This is a genomic window from Streptomyces sp. NPDC006309, from assembly GCF_040613095.1.
In the GTDB taxonomy this organism is placed as follows: Bacteria; Actinomycetota; Actinomycetes; order Streptomycetales; family Streptomycetaceae; genus Streptomyces.
In genome coordinates this window covers 44,638-66,836 of the sequence record NZ_JBEXRO010000025.1, presented here as the reverse complement: position 1 = coordinate 66,836, position 22,199 = coordinate 44,638, and the positions used below count along the sequence as shown (strand labels likewise).

Below are 22,199 nucleotides of genomic sequence, written 5' to 3'. Positions count from 1 at the left end.
ATCCCGTCCGGGCGCGGCCCGCGTCCGGGCCTTCGGGACGACCAAGGGAGTTGGGTATCGGTGAGCAAGGTGCTGTACGTGCATGCCAAGGGCGGCCCCCCGGTGGGACACGCCCTCGCGCGGGTGGCCGCGAGGTCCGCGGTGCACCTGCTGGCACTCAGCGAACTGCCCGCCACGGTGGCGGAACGGGCCGCGAGCCTGTGCGACTCGGTGGTCACGCACACCGCTGCGGAGGGGCGCGACCTCGTGGAGGTCATCACGGCCCGGGCCCGGGAGGTGAGCGCGGAGGCGGTCGTCACCTTCTCGGAGTACGCGGTGGTGGCGGTCGCCGAGGCGTCCCGGCGGCTCGGGCTGCGTGGCGCCGGGCCCGCCGCCGCGCTGGCCCGGGACAAGCGGCTGATGCGGGCGGCGTGGGAGCGCCGGGGGATACCGCAGCCCCGGTTCCGCGCGGTGACGACGGCGGCGGAACTGGAGCGCGCCGCAGTGGAGTTGTCGTTCCCGCTGCTGTTGAAGGCCGCGTGGAGCGCCGGTTCGACCGCCCACCAGATCATCGAGGCGCCCGGGGACGTGCGGGACGCCTGGCAGCGGTCGCGGGCGGTGATGGCGGAGTCGGCGCTGCTCGGGTTCGCGGAGCTGCATGTCGCCGGGGCCGGCGAGGACTTCATCGTCGAGGAGATCGTCAGCGGCTGCGCCGAGGAGTGGTTCGACGGTGCCGGCTGGGGTGACTACGTCAGCGTGGAGGGCGTGGTCGTCGGCGGTGCGTTCCGTCCGGTCTGCGTGAGCGGCCGGATGCCGACGGTTGCACCGTTCACCGAGCGTGCCGGTATCACCCCGGCGGCGCTGGGGGGCGCGGCGCAGGACAGGATCGTGGAGCTGGCCGGGCGCGCCGTGGACGCCCTGGGTCTGGAGGACTGCGGCACGCACACGGAGATCAAGCTGGGCGCGGACGGACGTATGTGGGTGATCGAGACGGCGGCGCGTTTCGGCGGCGCGATGACGCTGCCGCAGATCGAGCAGGTCTTCGGTCTCGACCTGGCCGGCATGTTCACCGATCAGCTGCTCGGCGGCTCACCCGCCTGGCCGGCCCGGACGCTGACGCCGCAGGACGCCGTCGGCGCGGCCGGGTCCCTGGTGGTGCTGGCCGTGAACGGTGACGGTTCGCCCTGGGCCCGCCGCCATCTGTGGGACTCCGCGACGGTCGTCCGTTCGGCCCCTGTCGGGGCGGGCAGCACGCTGTCCGTCGTCGCCGAGAGCGCCCTGCCCGACGGCGCCCCCGTGCCGGTGTACGACCCCGCCGCCGGCGCCAACACCATGGCGGCCGTGTGCCTGCTGTCGGCCGACCGGCCGCAGACCGTCGTGAGCGACTTCGCCGCCGTGGTGGACGCCCTGCCGCGGATCCTGCCCACGGACGTCACCGAGGAGGCTCGCGCATGACGCACGTACCGGCCGGGGCGGCCGTGCCCGACGCCGGCGCCGGCGACCGTACCGTCATCGGCGCGAACCTGTCGCTGCCGCTGTTCCGCGCGTTGTCCGGGGTACTGGCCGGACACCCGTACCTCAAGGTCGTCGTGGACCGTGCCGAGAACACCTGGCATCTGCTCGACACCCGGGTGCATCCGTTCCACGTCGACTACATCGCGACCCGTGTCCTCGGCATGACGCTGGACGAACTCGACGCCGAACTCGACGCGTTCAACGCGTCGGTGTACATGGACCCCGAACGCCGGTTCCTCCTCGGAGTGGTGTCCCTGCACAGCGAGGAGGAGACCGACGGCTCCGAGCGGCCCTTCCTCGTGCTGGAGACGACCGAGGCGGACACGATGCCGGGGCCCTTGCTGGAGGAGTTCTACCACTACGTGCGCGGACGGGTGGACGGCCGCCTGCCGCTGCTGCTGAAGCCCGCCAACCACGGCCAGGAGCACGAGCTGGCCGCGATCGGGGAGGCGCGCGTGCCGCGCGTCCTCAGCCACGAGCTGTTCGGCAACCGCACCCGCACCTGCCTCAACCCGGGCGAGACCGAAGGGCGGTTGCGCTACTTCCGCACCACGGCTGAGTATGAGAGCGCGGCCGGGGAGCTGGGCTGGTCGGACATCGTGGCGATGCCCCGGCTGCCCGACGACGTGCCCCGGACCGCGGGGTTCATCAACACGGTCCCCACGACCCCGCTGTCGCACACCAACGTCCTCGCGGCGGGCTGGGGGATCCCGAACGCGATCGTCCGCGACCTGGACGCCGTCGTCCGGCAGGACGGCCTCGACGGCGCCTGGGTGCGCTACCGCGTGCGTGAGGGCGCCGTCACGCTGGAGCGGCTGCCTCACGCACCGGCCCTGGAGCGGCCCGCCTGGCACCAGCAGCGCATCCGCATCGAGACACCGCTGCTGGAGGAGGCGCCGATCCTGGAGCTGCACCGGCTGCGGTGCGCCGACCGGGACAGTTACGGCACCAAGGCGGCCAACCTCGGGGAACTGCACCACGTCCTGGACAGCCGCACGGCGGACCTGACGGCGTTCTACGCGCGCCCGCGCCCGCCACGGCCCGATCTGCTCGGCCACCTCGCCGCCCGGCTGGGCGAGCCGGGAGCGTCACCGCGGCAGCTGCGCGCCGCGGCGGCCGAACGCGTGGCACGGACGGTCCGCGCCCCCCGGGGCGTGGCGTTGCCGTTCCGGCTGCACCACCTCTTCCTCACCTCCTCCCCCGCCCTCCAACAGGGCATCGGCAAGCTGAAGATGGCGCTCGAACTCGAGGCACTCGACGTGATCGACCCGCTGTCCCTGCACCTTCAGCACCTGACGTGCAGTACGCCGATGCCCGAGGAGGTGGTGCGGGCGATCACCGCCTCCGTGGCGGCGCTCACCGCCGACGGATGCCGTCTGGTGGTGCGCTCCTCCTCCAACGCCGAGGACCTGCCCGGTTTCTCGGCCGCCGGGATCTACGACTCGGTGACCACCGTGCACGGCACGGACCAGCTCATGGACGCCGTACGGCAGGTGTGGGCGTCGCTGCTGTCGCCGCGCAGTGTGCGCCTGCGGCACCAGGTCGGCATCCCCCTGGACGACACCTACATGGGGGTGATCGTCCAGGAGTACGTGCCCGCCGGTCTGGGGGGCGTGCTCGTGACCTGCGATCCCACCCGTCCCGAGGACTTCCGCAACGTGTACCTGAACTGCACGCCCGGCTCGCCCGAGCAGGTGGTCGACGGCACGGTGCTGCCGCAGCAGTACCTCTACAACACCGTCGAGGGCGGCGGGCGTACGGTCGACATCGGCTCGTCGGGCGCGGACCTCCCGGCGGCGACACGCGCCTCACTGGCCGAACTCGCCTTCGCGGGGCGCCTGTTGCAGTCCCACTTCAGCGAGGACGATCCCGACGGTGCCCTGGACATCGAGTGGCTCATGACCGCGGAGGGGGCTTTCCACCTGGTCCAGGTCCGCCCCTACGCCCGGTGAGGCGCCGCATGTCCCTCCTGCGGTCCTCGCCACCCGTACCGGCACCGCCCCCGGCCGCGCGCCGCGTCATCCGCCTCAACAACGGGTTCCAGCTGCTGTTCAACCTGCTGTGGTGGATGCCCGTGTTCTACGCCTACCAGCGGGACGCGGGCCTGTCCGACGGGCAGATCTTCGGCATCCAGAGCATCTACTACATCGCCTTCTGCCTGTTCGAGATACCGACCGGGATCGTCGCCGACCGCATCGGCGCCCGCAACTGCCTGCGCGCGGGAGCGGTGGTCATGACGGCGGCGAACCTGGCGCCGGTGCTGGCCCCGACGTACACCGGCTTCCTCGCGCACTTCCTCGCCATCGCGGCCGGGCGTTCCCTGGCGTCGGGCGCGGCGAGCGCCTATCTGTACGACGGGCTGCGCGCCGAGCGGGCGGAGGGCCACTATCTGAAGGCGGAGGGCACGGCGCGCGCCCTCGGGCTCGCCGCCAAGGTCGTGTGCTGGCCGCTCGTCGGGCCGCTGATGACCCTGGCCCCGCAGACACCGTACGTGCTCAGCGCGGTGTGCGCGGCCGGTTCCCTCGGCTGCGCCCTCGCGCTGCCGCGGCTCGCCACGCCCGGCACGGACACCCGCCGGCGCGACCGGGCGCGCCGGGGCGGCGGACCGCTGCGTGACACGGGCGCCGCTCTGCGTGCCCTGTGGTCGTCACCGTGGCTGGCGCTGCTCATGGTGCAGGGCGTCGCCGTGTTCACGCTGTCGCGGATCTGCCAGGTCAACCTGTTCCAGCCGGTGCTGCTGGAGCACGGCATCGGGGAGAGCACGCACGGCAGTGTGCTCGCGGCGATGACGGTCGCCGAGGCGGTGGCGTCGGCCCGTCCCCAGTGGCTGAGCGGCCGGCTGCCGCCGGCCGGCTGGGTGTCCCTGCTGAGCGTGGCCCTGGCCGCCGTGCTGGCGGGCACCGTCGTGGGCGGGCCGTGGACCGTCGTCGCGCTGCTGTGCGCGTTCGCCGCGATCACCGGGTTCGTCTATCCGGTGCAGCGCAAGCTCATCAACGACGCCATCCCGGTCGACGCGCCGCGGGCCACGCTGCTGTCGGTGGAGAGCATCGTGGACCGCGGTGTGTGCGCGGCGGCCGCGGTGGCCGCGGGCGCTTGCCTGGCGGCGGGCCGGCTGGACGCCCTGCTCTGGTACAGCGCCGCGATCACCTGCGTCCTGATGCCGGCGCTCCACCTGGCCCTGCGTCGCACCGGCCCCCGCGGTGCCCCGGCCGGGAAGGACCGCGCCGCGCCCGGCACCGGCGGGCCGGACGCCCCGGCGCCGGACGAGCCCGTCTCCCTGCCCGTCGACGAGGGAGCGGCGCCACGCGCGTGAGCGGAGCGGCGCCGGGCGACCCGGTCGCGTACCGAGAGGGTTCTTCTCGGGGACCGAGGAAAACCATCTCCGCCGGGACGGTCAGGGGAGGGTCCGGGGCATGAGACCGGACAGCTCCCCGAACCCGGTGGGCTCCCGAACCGGCGGTCTTTGCCGGGCGGGAGCTTCCCCGGCCCGGAGGCTTCCCTTGGGCCGGGGAACTTCCGAAGGACCGAGGGCTTCCCCCGGGCCGGAGGCTTCTCCCGGGCCGCATGCCTCCCCCGGGCCGGATGCCTCCCCCGGGCCGGTGGCTCCCCCGGGCGGGTGGCTTCCCCCGGGCCGGATGCCTCCCCCGGGCCGGAGGCTTCCCTTGGGCCGGGGAACTTCCGAAGGACCGAGGGCTTCCCCCGGGCCGGAGGCTTCTCCCGGGCCGGATGCCTCCCCCGGGCCGGATGCCTCCCCCGGGCCGGTGGCTCCCCCGGGCGGGTGGCTTCCCCCGGGCCGGATGCCTCCCCCGGGCCGGATGCCTCCCCAGGTCGTCGACTCCCCAGGCCGGAGACCCCCTGAACCGGCAGGGCCCCCGCGCAGCAACCGCCCCGAACCGGGAGGATCCCGGACCAGCGAGGCTCCCCGAACCGGCGGGGCTCCTCCCGGCCAAGGTTTTCCTCCAACCGGCGGAGCGCCTCCCGGCCAACCGCCTCCCCCGAACCGGCACAACTTCCCCCGACCCGGCGGGCTCCACCCGACCATCGGCCTCCCCCGACCCGGCGGGCTCCACCCGACCATCGGCCTCCCCCGAACCGGCACAGCTCCCCCCGACCCGGCGGGCTCCACCCGACCATCGGCCTCCCCCGAACCGGCACAGCTCCCCAACCCGGCGGAACGCCTCCCAACCAGCGGCCCCCCAACCCGGCGGGCTCCGTCCGCCGGTGGCCGTGGGGGGACGGATCGGTGGTGCGGCACCATGGGGTGCATGCGGACACAACCTGTACTGGTCTACGACGGTGACTGCGGCTTCTGCACGGCCTCCCTGGCCTTCGCCCAGAAGTGGATCAAGCCTCGCTGCGAGGTGGTGGCCCAGCAGCGCGCGCCGCTGGACGAACTGGGCGTCACCCCTCGGCGAGCCGCGTACGAGGCGCTGTGGGTTACCCCGGACGGAACCGTGTACGGGGGCGCCCAGGCAGTCGCCCGGCTGCTGACGAGCGCGGGCGGCGCCTGGCGCGTTCCCGGCGCCCTGCTGCGGCTCCCCCCGGTCCGCTGGATCGCCCACGGCGCCTACCGCCTCGTCGCCCACAACCGGCACCGCCTGCCCGGCGGTACGGCGGCCTGCGCCCTGCCCCGATAGCCGGTAACCCGTAACCGAAAATCGGCCTTGGCCGACGCCGGCAGAGTGCCCCCGGGCCCCGCCGGTCAGCGCAGCGGGACGGTGACCTCGCCCGTGCCCTCGCCCTGTGCGCCGCCGGCGACGCGCACGGTGAAGGGCCGGCCGGAGCCCTCCGCGGTGACGCGCAGGAGGCCGCCCTCGCGCCGGACGCGGAACCGCGCGGCCGGCGCGCCGGTCAGGTCGGGGACGCTGACCTGATGGGTGTACTCGGCGGTGGCCGGCGGGTGGACGAGAAGCGTGGGGTTGTCCAGCCAGTCGCCGTCGGGCCGCTGGTCGTCGGTGGCCAGCGGCAGGACGGCGCCGTCGCGGACGTAGAGCGGAAGACTGTCGTAGCCGTGCCGTTCGGTGCGCCAGAGCGGGCCGGTGACCCGCTCGCCGCTGAGCAGGTGGGTCCAGGTGCCCTCGGGGAGATAGACCTCGACCCGGCCGTCCTCGGTGAACACCGGGGCGACCAGGAGGTCCGCGCCGAGCAGGTACTGGCGGTCGAGCGGGCGGCATGCCGGATCGTGCGGGAACTCAAGGACCATGGGCCGCATCACGGGTACGCCGGTGTGGTGGGCCTCGGCGGCGGCACCGTACAGGTAGGGCATGAGGCGGTGTTTGAGCAGCGTGAACCGCCGGGCGACGTCGACGGCTTCGGCACCGAACTCCCACGGCACCCGGTACGACGACGAGCCGTGCAGGCGGCTGTGGGAGGACAGCAGCCCGAAGGCGAGCCAGCGTTTGAAGACCGCCGGGTCGGGGGTGCCCTCGAAGCCTCCGATGTCATGGCTCCAGAAACCGAAGCCGCTCAGGGAGAGGGACAGACCGCCTCTGAGTGACTCGGCCATGGCCTCGAAGGACGCCCAGCAGTCGCCGCCCCAGTGCACGGGGTACTGCTGGCCGCCGGCGGTCGCGGAGCGGGCGAAGAGCACGGCCTCGCCCTGTCCGCGCTCCTTCTCGAGGAGTTCGAACACGGTCCGGTTGTACAGGTGGGTGTAGTAGTTGTGCATCCGCTCCGGGTCGGAGCCGTCGTGCCAGACGACGTCGGTCGGGACGCGCTCGCCGAAGTCGGTCTTGAAGCAGTCCACGCCCTGGTCCAGCAGCGGTTTCAGCTTCGACCGGAACCAGGCGCGGGCGTCGGGGCTGGTGAAGTCGACCAGTCCCATACCGGCCTGCCACAGGTCCCACTGCCACACGTCTCCGTCGGGGCGGCGTACCAGGTGGCCGAGCGCGGCGGCCTCCTCGAACAGCGGGGACTTCTGGGCGATGTACGGGTTGATCCAGGCGCTGACCCGCAGCCCTCTGGCCTTCAGCCGGGCGAGCATTCCCTCCGGGTCGGGGAAGACCTCGGGGTCCCACGCGAAGTCGCACCACTGGTACTCGCGCATCCAGAAGCAGTCGAAGTGGAAGACGGACAGCGGGATGCCGCGCTCGGCCATGCCGTCGACGAACGACATCACCGTCGGCTCGTCGTAGTCCGTGGTGAAGGAGGTGGTCAGCCACAGGCCGAAGGACCAGGCGGGTGGCAGGGCCGGGCGGCCCGTGAGGGCGGTGTAGCGGGTGAGGACGTCCTTCGGGGTGGGACCGGCGACGATGTGGTACTCCAGCGTCTGGTCCTCGACGCTGAACTGGACCTGCCCGACGGATTCGGAGCCGACCTCGAAGGAGACCCTGCCGGGGTGGTTGACGAAGACGCCGTAGCCGCGTGAGGACAGGTAGAACGGGATGTTCTTGTAGGCCTGTTCGCTGCTGGTGCCGCCGTCGGCCTGCCAGATGTCCACGCTCTGGCCGTTCTTGACGAACGGGGTGAATCGCTCGCCGAGGCCGTAGACCTGCTCACCGACGCCGAGCGCGAGCTGGGCGAGGACGTGGTGGGCGCCGTCGTCGGTGGTGGCGAACGCGGTGCCCTTGCGGCCGGCGCGGGTCAGCTCCCGTCCGTCCGCGTCGTGGAAGGTCAGGGCCCAGGGGGCGGCCCGGTCCAGGCGCAGGGTCAGCGGGCCGCTGGTCAGCTCGGTGACGGTGCCGTCCTGCCGGACCTCGCCCGGGTCCGCGCCGCCGGGGCCGGCCGCGAGGTCGAAGTCGGGGCCCGGGCGCGTCCGGCCGGCGTGGTGGGTGACGCGCACACCGATGACGCCCTCGGCGGGCGAGAAGCAGTCGACGGTGAGGAGCGGCGCGTTGAGCGTGTCCCCCCTGCGCGTCACCTTCTGCGTGGCGGCGTAGACGGTGAAGCGCTTCGATTCCATGCGTACGTCGCGTGTCTCGGTGGCGTAGGCGATCTGAACGCCATCGCGGACGCGCCAGAACCCGTTGGTGAACTTCATGGTCTTCCTCGGGGGAGCAGGGCTGTTCGGCGGGGACTGCGGAGACTGTCGTCCCGGCGTGGGGATCGTACACAGGGCGGACGGGCCCCGTCGGCGTACGACACCTCTGACACCCGCACTGAGCTGGCCTTATGCGCATTTGCGCGAGAGACGTCACCGCGGAGGCCAGGAAAAAGGATGCCTGCACGGGACTAGCGGGACGGCAGAGTTCTGACGTATTAGTCATCGCAGCAAACAAAAGCACCGGCGAGGACGCCGACGACACGACAGCAAGGACCACACCATGTCGAAGCGCTTCAACGCAGTCCGTCGCCAGCTCCGCGACGCCCGCTGACGCCGTCCTCCCCTCTCCCACGCAAGGGCACCCACCGTGACAGCAACCACTCCGGCTGCGGCGCGCCGCGGACGTTCCCGCAGGGCCGTGCCGCCGCTCGCCGCCGTCTGCGTCCTGGTCGCCGGGGCGGCCCTGGCCGGATGCGGCTCGCCGCGCGACAGCGGCGTCTACACCGTGATGAACTCCTCGACCGACGAGACCTACCACCGCTGGGACGCCCAGGCGATGGCCCGCTGCGGCCGTCGGCTGGGCGTCACCGTCGAGCAGCGGAGCGTCCCGGCCGCGCAGGTGATGACGAAGGCGCTGCGCATGGCGTCCTCCAGGTCGCTGCCCGACATCGTCCAGTTCGACGCCTCCGAGATGCCGACGTTCGCCGAGGCCGGCGGGCTGACCGACCTCAGGACCCTGGGCCTGCGCACCGACGGCGTCCCCCGGGGCATCGTCGACTTCGGCTCCTACGAAGGCACGTACTACGGCGCGGCCCGCTCGGTGAACACGCTCGCGCTGTTCTACGACAAGGACGCCCTCGCCAGGGCCGGCCTCGACGTCCCGGGCACCTGGGCCGAGCTGCGTGCGACGGCGAAGAAACTGACCCACGGCAAGCGGTACGGCCTGGCGCTCAGCGCGGGCGGCGCCGAGGACGGCGTCTTCCAGTTCACGCCGTTCATGTGGTCCAACGGCGGCGACGAGAGACACCTCGACGGGCCGCGGGTCGTCGAGGCGCTGGACTTCTGGAAAGACCTGCTGCACGACGGTTCGCTGTCGAGGTCGACGGTCGGCTGGACGCAGGCGGACGTCAACGACCAGTTCATGGCGGGCAACGCGGCTATGATGATCAACGGCCCGTGGCAGGTGGAGACGCTGAACACCGACAAGTCACTGCACTGGGGCATCGCGCGGATCCCTGTGCCGAAGCCCGGGGACAGGTCGGTGGGACCCCTCGGCGGTGCGGTTCTCACGGTCCCGAACACCGGAAACAGGGTGCGGGAGAGAATGGCCGGGCGAATCGTCGCCTGTCTGTCCGGTGAGAAGGAACAGCTGACGTACGCGCTCAACAGCTGGATGGTGCCGGCCGCCGAGAAGGCCGCCGCCGTGTGGCGCGAGCGGGTGCCCGAGCTGGACGCCCTCGCCGGCCAGGTGGCCACGGCCCGTTCCCGCACGGCCGAGCTGGGCGCAGGCTGGCCGGGCGTGTCACTCGCCCTCCAGAGCGCCTTCCAGTCCGCACTGACCGGCGAGTCCAGCAAGGCCGCCCTGACACGCGCCCAGCAGCGGGCCACGAGCGGGAACCGAGGTACGCGCACATGACCACGTCCACCGTCACCGTCCCGGCCGCCCCCACGGCGAGCCGGGCGGCCGGCGCCCCCGATCCGGGACGGCTGCGCCTGCGCCGCCACCTCGCCCAGTGGGGGTTCGTCGCCCCCGCGGTCGTCTTCATGCTGCTCTTCTTCGGCTACCCGCTCGTCCGCAACGTCGTGATGAGCTTCCAGCACTACACGCCGCGGACGTTCTTCACCGGCAAAGCCCCGTTCAACGGCGTCGACAACTGGTCGCACGTCCTGCGGGACGCCCTGTTCGGCAAGGCGCTGTGGCACACGCTCCTGTTCACCGCCGGATCGTTGCTCGGGCAGTTCTGCGCCGGTCTCGCGCTCGCGGTGTTCTTCAGCCGGCGGTTCCCGCTCAACGGCGTCCTGCGGTCGCTGATCCTGTTGCCCTGGCTGGTGCCCATGGTGGTGTCCGGCATCGTGTGGCGGCGGATCCTCGACCAGGACACGGGCGTACTGAACTCGTTCCTGGACACGCTCGGCCTCGGCGGCCACACCCCGTGGCTGACCAGCCCCCACCTGGCCCTGCTGTCGGTGATCCTGGTCAACATCTGGATCGGTGTCCCGTTCAACATGGTCATCCTCTACGGCGGTCTCCAGGAGATTCCCGCGGAGCTGTACGAGGCGGCCTCGCTGGACGGTGCCTCGGCCTGGCGGACGTTCCGTTCCGTCACCCTGCCGATGCTCAGGCCGGTGATCACCGTCGTCCTGGTCCTGGGCTTCATGTCGACGGTGAAGATCCTCGACCTGATCCTCGCGCTCACCGACGGCGGACCGGCCGACGCCACCCAGACCCTGGGCACGCTGACCTACCAGAACTCGTTCGTGCAACTCGACTTCGGGGCGGGCGCGGTCGTCGGCAACGTCCTCGTTCTCGTCTCCGCGGTGTTCGCGGTGATCTACCTGCGGGCCGGCCGCAGCGAGGGGAAGTGACGTCCATGGCCACCTGTACGTCCACGCCATCCAGGCGCCGCTGGGGTTCCACCCTCGCCGGAGTGCTCATCCTGTGCGTGATGCTCTTCCCGCTGTACTGGATGCTCGACACCGCCCTCCAGCCCGCCTCGGGACTGCTCCAGGTCGATCCGGTGCCGAGCCGCCTGGACCTGTCCGGCTTCTCCAAGGCCCTCGGTGACCAGGGCGGACACCTGCTGACCTCACTGGCGGTCTCACTCGGCGCGGTCGTCCTCTGCCTGGCGGTCTCCGCGCCGGCGGCGTACGGGCTGGCCCGGTTCGGCCTGCGCGGCACACGGACGATCGTGTTCGGCACCCTGATCACGCAGATGGTGCCGGGCATCGTGATCGCCAACGCGCTGTACGACTCGTACGTCGAGCTGGGCCTGGTCAACTCCTACTTCGGGCTGATGCTGGCGGACTCCTCGCTCGGCATCCCGTTCTCCATCGTGCTGATGCGGTCCTTCATGCTGTCGATCCCGGGCGAGGTGATCGAGGCGGCGCAGATGGACGGTGCCGGGCCGGTGCGGACGTTCGTGCGGGTGGTGCTGCCGATGAGCCGCAACGCGCTCATCACCTCGGGCCTGTTCGCGTTCCTGTTCTCCTGGAGCGACTTCATGTTCGCCCTGACCCTGAACACCACCGACGACGTCAAGCCGGTGACGCTGGGCATCTACCAGTACATCGGCGCGCACGTCGGCGACTGGGGCTCGGTGATGGCCGCGTCCGTCCTGTCCGCGGTGCCGGCGGCGGTCCTCCTCGTCCTCGCCCAGAAGTACATCGCCGCGGGCATCACGGGCGGTTCCGTCAAGTGACCCCCTCAATTACCCGGCCTTCCTCGGCCTCGCTGCCGGCCCCTGCTGGAAGAAGCTCGCTCACGCATCGTCCGGGACACGGCCCTGTTGACTCATCGCGGTGACGAGGGTGGAGGAGATGTGGGCCAGGGCGGGGTCGGCAGCGATGAAGAACGTCTCGACTCCCGCCAGCTCGTGGTTCATGCGGGCCATCGGCATTTCGTAGTCCAGGTCGGTAGCGCCGCGGACTCCGCGGATGACGACGTCGATGCCGACTCGGCGGCAGTAGTCGACCAGCAGGCCGCCGGTGTGGGAGTCGACCGTGACGTTGCTGAAGTCAGCTGCTGCCGCGCGGAGCCGGTCCAGCCGTTCCGGGACGGGGAAGCGGCCGGTTTTGCTCGGATTGAACATGACGCACACGACGACCTCGTCGAACAGGAGGGCAGCGCGCCGGAGTACGTCCTGGTGCCCTTGAGTGACCGGGTCGAAGGATCCTGGGAAGAGGGCTCGCATGATCGGGAAGAGTAACAAGCGGCCGCCCCCGGCGATGAAGTGTTCAGGCGACCGAACCCCACCAAGAACAAGCGGGACGGGGAGAACGTCCAGCGGGACGGGACGACACAACGCCTCCCGTAGACCAACGGGAACCGGCAGTCGGCCCAGCGGACGGCGACGCCCGGAGGGTCCCGCACATCGGCGCCCGCGTCGCGGTCGAGCACGAAAACCCGCCGTACCAGGGCGAGTTGCTCCATCGATTCGACCGCTTCCGTACGAGCCCCCATCGGTCCCACGGCTGGTGGAATCGCCGTCCGCTACTGCTGTCGGCCGGGGCGCGGGTGGGCGGTGGAGGAGAACGCGTCCCAGTCGGCTCGACCTCCGGCGCCCAGGACTCCCACGTCGTCCGTGAGCTCCGTGCCGGAGAGCGCCCGCAGTTCACGCCGGGCGAGCCGGGCGACGAGGGCGGGGAAGAGCGGCCTCAGGGGCTGGCACCAGCGCAGCCAGGGCGGGGCGTAGACGTGGTGGGCGCGGTGCAGGACGCCGGTGGTGAGCCAGTCGGCCACCTGTGCCGGGGTGTGGACGCGGCGTGCGAACCAGGGCTGGTTCTGGCGCAGGGCTCGCAGGACGGGATGGTCGTCGATACCGCTGATCATGTCGGTGCCGGTCCAGTGGAGGTAGGCGATGCCGACGGAGACGCCGTCGGGTTCGACTTCACCGCGCAGAGCCTGGGCGAAGGATTCCACGCCCGCCTTGGAGGCGCAGTACGCGCTCATCATGGGTGCGGAACCGAAGGCCGCGGTCGAGGCGATCTGGAGGAAGTAGCCTCGGGTGCTGGTCAGTTGGGGCAGGAAGGCTCTGGCGGTGTTGGCGGCGCCGACCAGGTTGACGTCGATGACCCGTTGCCACAGGTCGGCTTCCGTGCGGCTGAACGGGCCGCCGACGGCGATGCCCGCGTTGGCCACGAGCACGCTGGCCGGGCCGAGCTGTTCGGCGACCTGCCTGGCGGCACGGTCGAGCGCGGCACGGTCGGTGACGTCCGCTTCGACGCAGATGCTCGGCGAGGGCAGGGTCGCGGCGGCCTGCCGCAGGGTTTCCGCTTCGCGGCCCAGCAGCGCCACCTTCATTCCGGCGCCGGACAGGCGTCGGGCGAGCGCTTCGCCGACTCCGCGGGCCGCTCCGGTGACGACGGCGACGCGTCCCCGCAAAGGTGTGCCGTGGCCGGGTGCCTGCCCGCCGGTGCCCGCGTTGTCGCGCATCCGATCCTCGTGTTCGTCGGCCACCGGCGGTGGCGTTCTCTACCGCACTACCCGCAATGGACAGGTCCGGCTGTCCGCCATGCGGAGTGACCGGGAGGTCCGGCGGGTGACATCGGCCGGGGGCGGGCGTCACCGGGGGCCGGAAAACGGCGAAGGCAAGGAGGAAAGCCACTCCTTGCCACTCTCAACTTATAGCGCACCCAGGGGCTTGCGGCAAGGCCCCGACGGTCCCGCAGAATGGCCGGCCAGGGCCAGGACCTGCGGAAACGGGACACCGCTCGCCAAGGGGCGGTGGCATGTCCCGACCTCGGTGAGGGACCGGCCGACGCAATCCCCTCTCCTCGAACGGGTGCTCATATGACGGACGTGATCGTGGTCGGTGGCGGACCGACCGGCCTGATGCTGGCCTGCGAACTGCGGCTGCACGGTGTGCACGTGGTCGTGCTGGAGAAGCTGACCGAGCCGACCAGGCAGTCCCGCGGCCGAGGCCTGCACACCCGCAGCGTCGAGCTGACGGACCAGCGCGGCCTGCTGGAACGGTTCCTCGCGGTCGGTGAGAAGTTCGAGGTCGGCGGGCTCTTCGGCGGCATCATCACACCATGGCCGGACCAGCTGGACACGGCTCACCCGTACGGCCTCGCCATCCCGCAGCGCGCCACCGAGCAGCTGCTCGAGGAGCGCGCCCGCGAACTCGGTGCCGAGATCCGGCGCGGCCGTGAGGTGACCGGGCTGAGCCAGGACGAGGACGGCGTGACCGTCGAGCTGGCCGACGGCACCCGTCTGCGTTCGCGCTACCTCGTCGGGTGCGACGGAGGCCGCAGTGTGGTGCGCAAGCGACTCGGTGTCGGCTTTCCCGGCGAGCCGGCCACGGTCGAGACGCTGCTCGGGGACATGGAGGTGTCCGAGGATCCGGCGACGGTCGCCGCCGTCGTCACCCGGGTGCGCAGAACCCAGCTGCGGTTCGGCGCCATCCCCGACGTGGACGGCAACAAGGGGGTGTACCGCATCTGCGTACCCGCCGAGGGGGTGGCCGAGGACCGTACGGCCGCGCCGACGCTCGACGACTTCAGGAAGCAGCTGCGGGCCTACGCCGGCACCGACTTCGGCGTGCACTCGCCGCGCTGGCTCTCCCGGTTCGGCGACGCCACCCGGCAGGCCGAGCGCTACCGGGTCGGCCGGGTGCTGCTGGCCGGCGACGCCGCGCACATCCACCCGCCGGCCGGCGGGCAGGGGCTGAACCTCGGCGTCCAGGACGCGTTCAACCTCGGCTGGAAGCTGGCCGCCACGGTCAACGGCTGGGCGCCGGAGGGGCTGCTGGACAGCTACCACACCGAACGGCATCCGGTGGGCGCCCGCGTCCTGGCCGGCACGCGCGCGCAGATGACACTGCTGGGGAGCGATCCGGGGCCGACGGCGCTGCGGGAACTGTTCGCGAAGCTGATGGACTTCGAGGAGGTGAACCGGTACGTGACCGGGATGATCACCGCGGTCGATGTCCGTTACGACTTCGGGGAGGGTCACGAGCTGCTGGGCCGGCGGTTGCGTGATGTGCGGCTGAAGCGGGGGCGCCTGTACGAGCTGATGCACGACGGGCGCGGCCTCCTGCTCGACCGGACCGGCCGTCTGTCGGTGGCGGGCTGGGCGGACCGGGTCGACCACGTCGTTGACGTCGGCGAGGAGCTGGACGTGCCCGGGGTGCTGCTGCGGCCGGACGGACACGTCGCGTGGGCCGGTAAGGACCAGCAGGACCTGCTCGACCGGCTGCCCAGGTGGTTCGGCGCTCCCGTCTGCTGAACCCCCCGCGCGGCAGTCAGGCGATCCAGGTGGCGGTGAGGTCCTGGACCGCGGAGCCGTCGAGACCGGCCAGCTGCGTTCGCGATCTGGATGCTGCGGGGCTTCGTGAAGGCCGTGGCGGGGTCGCTGGAGGAGGCCGCGTACCTCGACGGGGCGAGCCGCGCGCGATTCCTGTGGCAGTTCCTGCTTCCGCTGGGGGCGGCGTCATGGCGGCGTCCACGGTGATGACCGTGCCGGTGCTGGTGTTCTTCGTACTCGTCCAACGGCGCCTGGTCTCCGGGACGGGCGGAGCGGTGAAGGACCGGCGGACGCGGGCGCCCGGGCGGGGAGGCGGTGGCGGGGCCTCGAACCGGCCGGTCCCCGGCAGAACCGGGAACCGCGGAAGCTTGATGAGAGGCCTGACGCAGACCTCGGCGGCTGAAGGGGCGCGCGGTCACCTTGTCGCGACGGCCAGGCGGTCAGCCGACCCTGAGCTCGATGCTGGTGACGGGCGCGTCGGCGTCGGGCCTGCCGAAGGAAGGTGACGTCGGTCGCGTCGTCACGTGGCGTGCCGCTCACCCCGGTGGGGGCGGCCGAGTGGCCGCCGGTGATCTTGACTCACGAGGACCGAGCCAGGTCGTACGCATCTTCCGTCCGGCCTCCGCCGGCCCGGTTCAGCGCACGGCCACCAGGGCGTCGTACATGGGCGACGCGCCCTCGCTGACGAAGGCGCGGATGGCGGAGAGGTACTCGTCGCGGTCGACGCGCCCGTCGCCGTCGGCGTCCAGGGCGTCGAAGGCCTCGCCCGCGTTGCCGGCGCTGTTGCCCAGGACCTCCCGCAGCCGGGTGAACTCCTCGCGGTCCAGCATGCCGTCACCGTCGGTGTCGGCCAGGTCGAACAGGGACCCCAGCGCCTGCCGGCAGACTTCGTCGAAGGTGTGGGCGCCGGCCCAGGCCGCGTACTCCTGGAAGGTCACCCTGCCGTCTCCGTCCGCGTCCATGGAGTCGTAGACGCGTTCGTGCCGGCTGCGGGCGACGGCGACGAGGGGGTCGTTGACACCACGCCCCAGCCGCGCCGCCGCCCGGTCCGGGCGGGTCAGGTACTCGTCGCGGGTGATCACCCCGTCGCCGTCCGCATCCAGCGTGCGGAAGACGCGGTCCCTCGCGGCCATGACGTCCATACGGCTCCCCTTCTCACAGACTACGGAGACGATCCGGACAGTCACTATAGGCATGCAAGTGAACGCGGAGTGTGATGACGGTCTGCGGCGGCCTGGAGGTGCGGGCGGCGAAGATAACGGCGACCACTCCCCGTCGTGGCGGCCCGGCGGGCGAGTGTCGTTCACTAAACCGGTTTCGTAGCGTAGCTCGAATACAAGTCGCGATGGCGGGAATCAACTGAACCACAACTAAACTTAACCGGTTTGGTTCGGATGATTGTCTCGACGACAGTCTCGTTCTAGCCTCTCTCCCAGCCGTCGACGAAGGGGATTTGAGGCCACCCATTTCCTGGCGAGGTCTCGTGGGTGTCCCTCTTCGGCGGCCTGCCGTCCCGCTGCCCGGTGTGAGCCGCGACCAACGCCCGGGCAGCGGGATGCCGACCGGCTCGCTCCTCGCGTTCCCGGACCGCCGGCGCCCCGCCGGACCGGACGGACGAGCCGGACGCACAGCCATGCAGTGAACGGCAGTGCCGTGCGCGCCGGAGGCGTTCTCGTCCTCCGGCCGCACGCGCCACCATCCTGGGAGCAGTCATGAGAAAGTCACTGGCCACCGCGGCGGGAGCGTTGCTGGCCCTCGCCGCCTCGGTACTGGCCGCGCCGGCCCCCGCGCAGGCGGACACACAGGCCGCGCCGGGCTTCCACGTCGCCGACGGGCGGCTGCTGGACGCGACCGGCAAGGACTTCGTCCTGCGGGGTGTGAACCACGCCCACGCCTGGTACCCCACCAGGACCGCGCAGGCCCTGAAGGACGTCAAGGCGCTGGGCGCCAACTCGGTGCGCGTGGTGCTCGCCACCGGTGACCGCTGGACGAAGAACGACACCGCCGACGTCGCGTCCGTCGTCGCGCAGTGCAAGGCGAACCGGCTCGTCTGCGTCCTGGAGGCGCACGACACCACCGGCTACGGCGAACAGGACGGAGCCGTGTCGCTCTCCCGCGCCGTCGACTACTGGACCAGCGTCAAGGCCGCGGTGCAGGGCCAGGAGAAGTACGTCGTCCTGAACATCGGGAACGAGCCCTACGGCAACACCGGGTACGCGTCGTGGACGTCCGACACCGAGAACGCCGTGGCCCGCATGCGCGCCGCCGGGTTCCGTCACACGCTCATGGTCGACGCCCCCAACTGGGGCCAGGACTGGTCGTTCACGATGCGCGACCACGCCGCGGAGGTGTTCGCGGCGGACCCCGACCGCAACACGGTGTTCTCGATCCACATGTACGGCGTGTTCAACACCGCCGACAAGGTCAAGAGCTACCTGGAGCGGTTCACCTCCCAGCATCTGCCCATAGTCGTAGGCGAGTTCGGCAACATGCACTCCGACGGTGACCCCGACGAGGACGCCATCATGTCCACCGCGCAGCAGCTCGGTCTGGGCTACCTCGGCTGGTCCTGGAGCGGCAACGGCGGTGGCGTCGAGTACCTGGACATGGCCACCGGCTTCGACGCCTCCCAGCTCACCGCCTGGGGACAGCGCGTCTTCTCCGGCGCCGACGGCATCAAGCAGACCGCCAAGGAAGCCGGCGTCTTCACCGACGGCGGTCCGGCCACCGGAAGCTGCGCGGTCAGCTACAGCCTCAGCGACTGGGGCAACCGGTTCAACGCGGACGTCACCATCCGCAACACCGGTACGACGGCCGTCAAGGGCTGGCAGCTCGCCTTCGCCTTCCCGGGCGCCCAGAAACTGAACTCGGTGTGGAACGCCAGGGCCGTCCAGCAGGGCGGCGAGGTCCGGGCGAGCAACGAGTCCTGGACGGAGACGATCCCGGCCGGCTCCACGGTGAGTTTCGGGTTCAACGGCTCCTCCACCGGCGCCAACGGCGTCCCGGCCGTCTTCACCCTCAACGGCGGCACCTGCACCAAGAGCTGACACCGCTCCCCCGGTGTGCCGGAGGGCCGCGTCCGCACCGGACGCGGCCCTCCGGCATCACTACGCGTCCGTTCCCGGCGCCGGCGCGGTGGAGCCGCGTGGGGTCAGGGACGGCGTCGGCACCTGGTGGCCGCCGGTGTGCGTGCCGTTGACCACGTCGAAGAGCACGCGCGCCACCTCGGCACCGAACTGGTGCACGTCGTGGCTCATGGCCGTCATCGTCGGGTGGGTGATCCGGCACAGCTGGGAGTCGTCCCACGCCAGCAGCGACAGATCGTCGGGGACGGTGAACCCCATCTCCGCCGCGACGCCCGCCCCCGCGACCGCCATGATGTCGTTGTCGTAGACGATCGCGGTGGGCCGGCCGGCGGCGAGCAGCAGGGTGCGGGTGGCGCGGGCGCCCTCCTTCTCGTCGAAACCGGTGGCGATCTGCCGGCCCTCCTCCAGGCCCAGTTCCCGGAGCGTGGCGGCGAAGGCGCGGGCCCGGATGGCGCTGTGCCCGAGGTCGGCCGGGCCGCCGACGCGGGCGATGCGTCGGTGGCCCAGGGCCGCCAGGTAGCGGACGGCCTCGGCGACCGCGGACGCGTCGTCCGTCCACACCGCGGGGAAGGAGCCCGTGAGGGAGGGGTGGCCCACCGCGACCGCGGGCAGGCCGAGGCCCTGGAGGGCGGGCACCCGGGGGTCGTCCTCGCGGAAGTCCACCAGGATCGCGCCGGCGATCATCCGGCCGCGCCACCATTCCCGGTAGACCGCGATCTCCTCGTCGAGGTCACGCACCAGGCGCAGCAGCAGCGAGCACGACCGTTCCGCCAGGACGCTCTCGATGCCCGAGATGAAGTCCATGTAGAACGGTTCCAGGCCGAGCAGCCGGGCGGGCCGGCACAGGGCCAGCCCGACGATGTCGACCCGTCGGCTGGACAGGCTGCGGGCGGTGGCGCTGGGCGCCCAGCCCAGTTCCTGGGCCGCCGCGAAGATCCGCTCGCGGGTGGCCCGGGAGACGCCGGGCTTGTGGTTGAACGCGAGCGACACCGCCCCTTTGGACACCCCGGCCCGGGCCGCGACGTCCTTGATGGTGACGCGCTGGGGGGAGGCGCTCACACGACGTCCACGCAGAACAGGGCGGCCCTGACGGCGTCGGCGGTGACGGGGCCGCAGCCCTGGACCCGGATGCGCGTCCGCTCGCCGGGCAGCAGGGTCTGCCGGCCGCGGTCGCAGACGGCGGCCGGGCCGAGCCGGTCGGGCTGGAGCAGGAGGTCTCTGACGAGAGTACGGGCGCTCACCACGACGTCGACTCTATCTCCCTGGCCGGGCACGGGCTCCAGCGTGACGTCGTAGCGCGGCCGGGGGTAGGCGAAGTCCTTGTCGGGGACGGGGAAGTGCAGGGCGCGCAGTCCTTCCCCGCTCGCAGCCTCGTCCCCCGCGTCGGCGACCAGGAACTCCTTGGTGGACCGCTCGTCCGGTACGAGGGCCGCGGGCACCGCGGTCCGGGCGACGGAACGGGGGTCCACGGTGAGGTCGAGGAGGGTCTCGGCGACCACAATGCCGTCCGCCTCCACCCGCCGCAGCGTCACCGTCGTACGCCAGGGTCCGTCGGACTGGTTTACCGCGGCGAGCACGAGGCCGCCGGGGTCCGGCTGGAGGGTGAGGAGCCGGTCGGCGTAGACGCGGCGCAGCTCGTGGTAGAGCGGCTTGAGGCGTCCGTCGCCGTCGATGGCGGCCCAGGACGAGACCGGCCAGCAGTCGTTGAGCTGCCAGACGATCGTTCCCGCGCACACCGGCCAGTGGGCGCGCCAGTGCTCGATCCCCGCGGCGACCGCACGGGCCTGCACGAGCTGGGTCAGGTAGTGCCACCGGTCGAAGTCGCCCTCGGGCAGCGGGAAGTGGCGGGCGACGCCACGGTTCAGCTTGCCGTTGCCGTCCTCGGCCTTCTGGTGGTGGAGCATGCCCGGGGAGTCGGGGGCGAGTTCCTCACCGGGCAGGGCACGGCGCAGGGTGGTCAGCGCGGGCGGCGCCTGCCAGCCGAACTCCGCGACGAAGCGGGGTACGTTCGCCCGGTACTCGGCGTAGTCCTGGCGGTTCCACACCTCCCACGAGTGGTGCGTGCCGTGGGCCGGGTCGTTGGGGTGGTGGTCCCAGGAGCCGGACCAGGGGCTGCCGGCGGTGTAGGGGCGGGTCGGGTCGAGTTCGGCGACGATGCGCGGCAGCAGGCCCAGGTAGTAGCCCTCGCCCCACGAGTCGCCGGCGAGCGGTTCCTCCCAGTCCCAGTCGCGGAAGCCCCAGAGGTTCTCGTTGTTGCCGTTCCACAGCACCAGCGAGGGGTGTGGCATGAGCCGGACAACGTTGTCGCGGGCCTCGGCCTCGATCTCCCCGCGCAGCGGCTGCTCCTCCGGGTAGGCGGAGCAGGCGAAGAGGAAGTCCTGCCAGACCATGAGGCCCAGTTCGTCGCAGGTGTCGTAGAAGGCGTCGTCCTCGTAGATGCCGCCGCCCCATACGCGCACCAGGTCGATGTTGGCGTCGGCGGCCTGGGTGAGGCGGGTGCGGTAGCGCTCGGGGGTGATCCGGGAGGGGAAGGCGTCGTCGGGGATCCAGTTGACGCCGCGGGCGAAGATCCGTACACCGTTGACGACCAGGGTGAAGCCGGTGCCGTGCTCGTCGGCCGAGCGGTCGACCTCGACGGTGCGGAAGCCGATCCGGCGGTGCCAGGTGTCGAGCGGGCCGGCCTCGTCGCCGAGGGTGATGTCGAGGTCGTACAGGGGCTGTTCGCCGTAGCCGCGGGGCCACCACAGGCGCGGGCCGGGGACGTCGAGGCGCAGCACGGCCGTGTCGCCGGTGACGGTGGTCTCGGCGCGGACACCGGCCACCCGGGCCTCGGCGCGCAGTGCGCGTCCCCGCCCCTGCGGGGTGCGCTCGAGTTCCAGCCGCACCTCGACCCGGCCGGTGCCGTCGTCGACGGTGACCAGGGGGCGCACCCGGGCGATGCGCGCGGTGGACCAGTGCTCCAGCCGGACCGGCCGCCAGATGCCCGCGGTCACCAGGGTCGGTCCCCAGTCCCAGCCGAAGTTGCACGCCATCTTCCGGATGTACTGCGAGGGCTCGGGATACACGTTGGGCCGCTCCCCCGTGACCGCGCGGACGGCCGCGGCCTCGTCGTACGCGGAGGCGAAGCGGACCTCCAGCTCACCGGCGCGTCCGGTCACGTCGAACCGGTAACCGCGGTGCATGTTGCGCGTCGTGCCGACGGGGCGGCCGCCCAGGGTGATGCAGGCGGCCGTGTCGAGACCCTCGAAGACGAGATCGGTGCGCTCGTGGACGCTGTCATGGCCGAGGTGGCGGACATAGGTCCAGGCGCGCCGCCCGACCCAGGCGACGTCGGCCTCGTTGCGGTCGAGGAAGGGATCCGGGATGGCCCGGGCCGCCAGCAGGTCGGTGTGGACGCAGCCGGGCACCCGGGCCTCCAGCAGGTCCTCACCGTGGCGCAGGCTCCAGCCCCCGGTGAGCGGGGTGACGTCCTTCATGGTGCGGCTCCAATCGCCTGACTCAGGCCGTTCGCGGGACAACGGCGGACAACCTAACGCGCTGATCTCGCACTGTCCATAAACCGGTCTAGCTGCTTCCCTGAGGGGATTCGCATGCGAGAGCGGCAGCTCACAGGTGGCATGGTCCACCGGACGGTAACAATTGCGCATCGTGCCCGAAACTCTAGCTTTACCGG

15 protein-coding genes and 2 pseudogenes are annotated in these 22,199 nt (G+C 71.7%); 10 read left to right on the top strand and 7 right to left on the bottom strand.

The genetic code is table 11. The features are described 5' to 3' along the window. Positions 1 to 60 precede the first annotated feature (60 nt). The 4 genes from ABZ117_RS27370 to ABZ117_RS27355 all read left to right on the top strand — a co-directional run bounded on the left by ABZ117_RS27370 (position 61) and on the right by ABZ117_RS27355 (position 6,131). A complete protein-coding gene (locus tag ABZ117_RS27370) occupies positions 61 to 1,434 on the top strand; it encodes an ATP-grasp domain-containing protein (protein ID WP_356824462.1) in 1,374 nt (457 codons plus the stop codon). Continuing rightward, positions 1,431 to 3,446 (top strand): PEP/pyruvate-binding domain-containing protein, encoded by a 2,016-nt coding sequence (locus ABZ117_RS27365; protein WP_356824461.1) that lies wholly within the window; start codon positions 1,431 to 1,433, stop codon positions 3,444 to 3,446. The genes ABZ117_RS27370 and ABZ117_RS27365 overlap by 4 nt, the downstream gene beginning before the upstream one ends. An 8-nt stretch (positions 3,447 to 3,454) precedes the next feature. Continuing rightward, positions 3,455 to 4,807 carry an MFS transporter gene (locus tag ABZ117_RS27360; RefSeq protein WP_356824460.1) on the top strand — a complete coding sequence of 451 codons (1,353 nt, stop codon included), beginning with the start codon at positions 3,455 to 3,457 and terminating at the stop codon, positions 4,805 to 4,807. A gap of 952 nt (positions 4,808 to 5,759) precedes the next feature. Beyond that, entirely contained in the window at positions 5,760 to 6,131 is a 372-nt protein-coding gene (locus ABZ117_RS27355) for a DUF393 domain-containing protein (RefSeq protein ID WP_356824459.1), read from the top strand. A 65-nt stretch (positions 6,132 to 6,196) separates the two neighbouring features. On the opposite strand, the gene yicI is transcribed toward ABZ117_RS27355, so the two are convergent. Further along, complete coding sequence (gene yicI, locus ABZ117_RS27350) at positions 6,197 to 8,473, bottom strand: alpha-xylosidase (RefSeq protein ID WP_356824457.1); 2,277 nt, start codon at positions 8,471 to 8,473, stop codon at positions 6,197 to 6,199. Between the two features lie 370 nt (positions 8,474 to 8,843). Between yicI and ABZ117_RS27345 the strand changes: the two genes are divergently transcribed. From ABZ117_RS27345 to ABZ117_RS27335, 3 genes are read left to right on the top strand one after another with little or no spacing between them, the layout of a single operon-like run. Next, positions 8,844 to 10,112 carry a sugar ABC transporter substrate-binding protein gene (locus ABZ117_RS27345; protein WP_356824456.1) on the top strand — a complete coding sequence of 423 codons (1,269 nt, stop codon included), beginning with the start codon at positions 8,844 to 8,846 and terminating at the stop codon, positions 10,110 to 10,112. Continuing rightward, positions 10,109 to 11,062 (top strand): sugar ABC transporter permease, encoded by a 954-nt coding sequence (locus ABZ117_RS27340; protein WP_356824455.1) that lies wholly within the window; start codon positions 10,109 to 10,111, stop codon positions 11,060 to 11,062. Before ABZ117_RS27345 ends, ABZ117_RS27340 begins: the two co-directional genes overlap by 4 nt. A 5-nt stretch (positions 11,063 to 11,067) precedes the next feature. Beyond that, positions 11,068 to 11,895 (top strand): carbohydrate ABC transporter permease, encoded by an 828-nt coding sequence (locus ABZ117_RS27335; protein ID WP_356824454.1) that lies wholly within the window; start codon positions 11,068 to 11,070, stop codon positions 11,893 to 11,895. Positions 11,896 to 11,955: 60 nt separating this feature from the next. On the opposite strand, the gene coaD is transcribed toward ABZ117_RS27335, so the two are convergent. The 3 genes and pseudogenes from coaD to ABZ117_RS27320 all read right to left on the bottom strand — a co-directional run bounded on the left by coaD (position 11,956) and on the right by ABZ117_RS27320 (position 13,628). Beyond that, positions 11,956 to 12,387, bottom strand: a complete 432-nt coding sequence (gene coaD / locus ABZ117_RS27330; RefSeq protein WP_356824453.1) for a pantetheine-phosphate adenylyltransferase — start codon at positions 12,385 to 12,387, stop codon at positions 11,956 to 11,958. A 131-nt stretch (positions 12,388 to 12,518) separates the two neighbouring features. Next, positions 12,519 to 12,656: pseudogene (locus ABZ117_RS27325) on the bottom strand (GNAT family N-acetyltransferase); the annotation flags it as partial. 30 nt (positions 12,657 to 12,686) lie between these two features. Continuing rightward, positions 12,687 to 13,628: an SDR family oxidoreductase gene (locus tag ABZ117_RS27320; RefSeq protein ID WP_356824452.1), complete on the bottom strand. Its 942-nt coding sequence runs from the start codon at positions 13,626 to 13,628 to the stop codon at positions 12,687 to 12,689. 357 nt (positions 13,629 to 13,985) lie between these two features. On the opposite strand from ABZ117_RS27320, the gene rox reads away from it, so the two are divergent. Both rox and ABZ117_RS27310 read left to right on the top strand, forming a co-directional pair. After that, on the top strand, positions 13,986 to 15,422 hold the full coding sequence (gene rox / locus ABZ117_RS27315; RefSeq protein WP_356824451.1) for a rifampin monooxygenase: 1,437 nt from the start codon (positions 13,986 to 13,988) through the stop codon (positions 15,420 to 15,422). A 78-nt stretch (positions 15,423 to 15,500) separates the two neighbouring features. Continuing rightward, positions 15,501 to 15,724 (top strand): annotated as a pseudogene (locus tag ABZ117_RS27310) (ABC transporter permease subunit); the annotation flags it as partial. A 351-nt stretch (positions 15,725 to 16,075) separates the two neighbouring features. On the opposite strand, the gene ABZ117_RS27305 reads toward ABZ117_RS27310, so the two are convergent. Next, the gene (locus tag ABZ117_RS27305) at positions 16,076 to 16,582 is read right to left on the bottom strand and encodes an EF-hand domain-containing protein (protein WP_356824450.1); all 507 of its coding nucleotides are present in this window, start codon (positions 16,580 to 16,582) and stop codon (positions 16,076 to 16,078) included. A 570-nt stretch (positions 16,583 to 17,152) separates the two neighbouring features. Here ABZ117_RS27305 and ABZ117_RS27300 point away from each other — a divergent pair. After that, entirely contained in the window at positions 17,153 to 18,487 is a 1,335-nt protein-coding gene (locus ABZ117_RS27300; RefSeq protein WP_356824449.1) for a cellulase family glycosylhydrolase, read from the top strand. A 60-nt stretch (positions 18,488 to 18,547) separates the two neighbouring features. On the opposite strand, the gene ABZ117_RS27295 is transcribed toward ABZ117_RS27300, so the two are convergent. Together ABZ117_RS27295 and ABZ117_RS27290 are read right to left on the bottom strand one after the other, a co-directional pair. Beyond that, positions 18,548 to 19,585 (bottom strand): LacI family DNA-binding transcriptional regulator, encoded by a 1,038-nt coding sequence (locus tag ABZ117_RS27295; protein WP_356824448.1) that lies wholly within the window; start codon positions 19,583 to 19,585, stop codon positions 18,548 to 18,550. Beyond that, positions 19,582 to 22,002 (bottom strand): glycoside hydrolase family 2 protein, encoded by a 2,421-nt coding sequence (locus ABZ117_RS27290; RefSeq protein WP_356824447.1) that lies wholly within the window; start codon positions 22,000 to 22,002, stop codon positions 19,582 to 19,584. Before ABZ117_RS27290 ends, ABZ117_RS27295 begins: the two co-directional genes overlap by 4 nt. Positions 22,003 to 22,199: the final 197 nt, after the last annotated feature.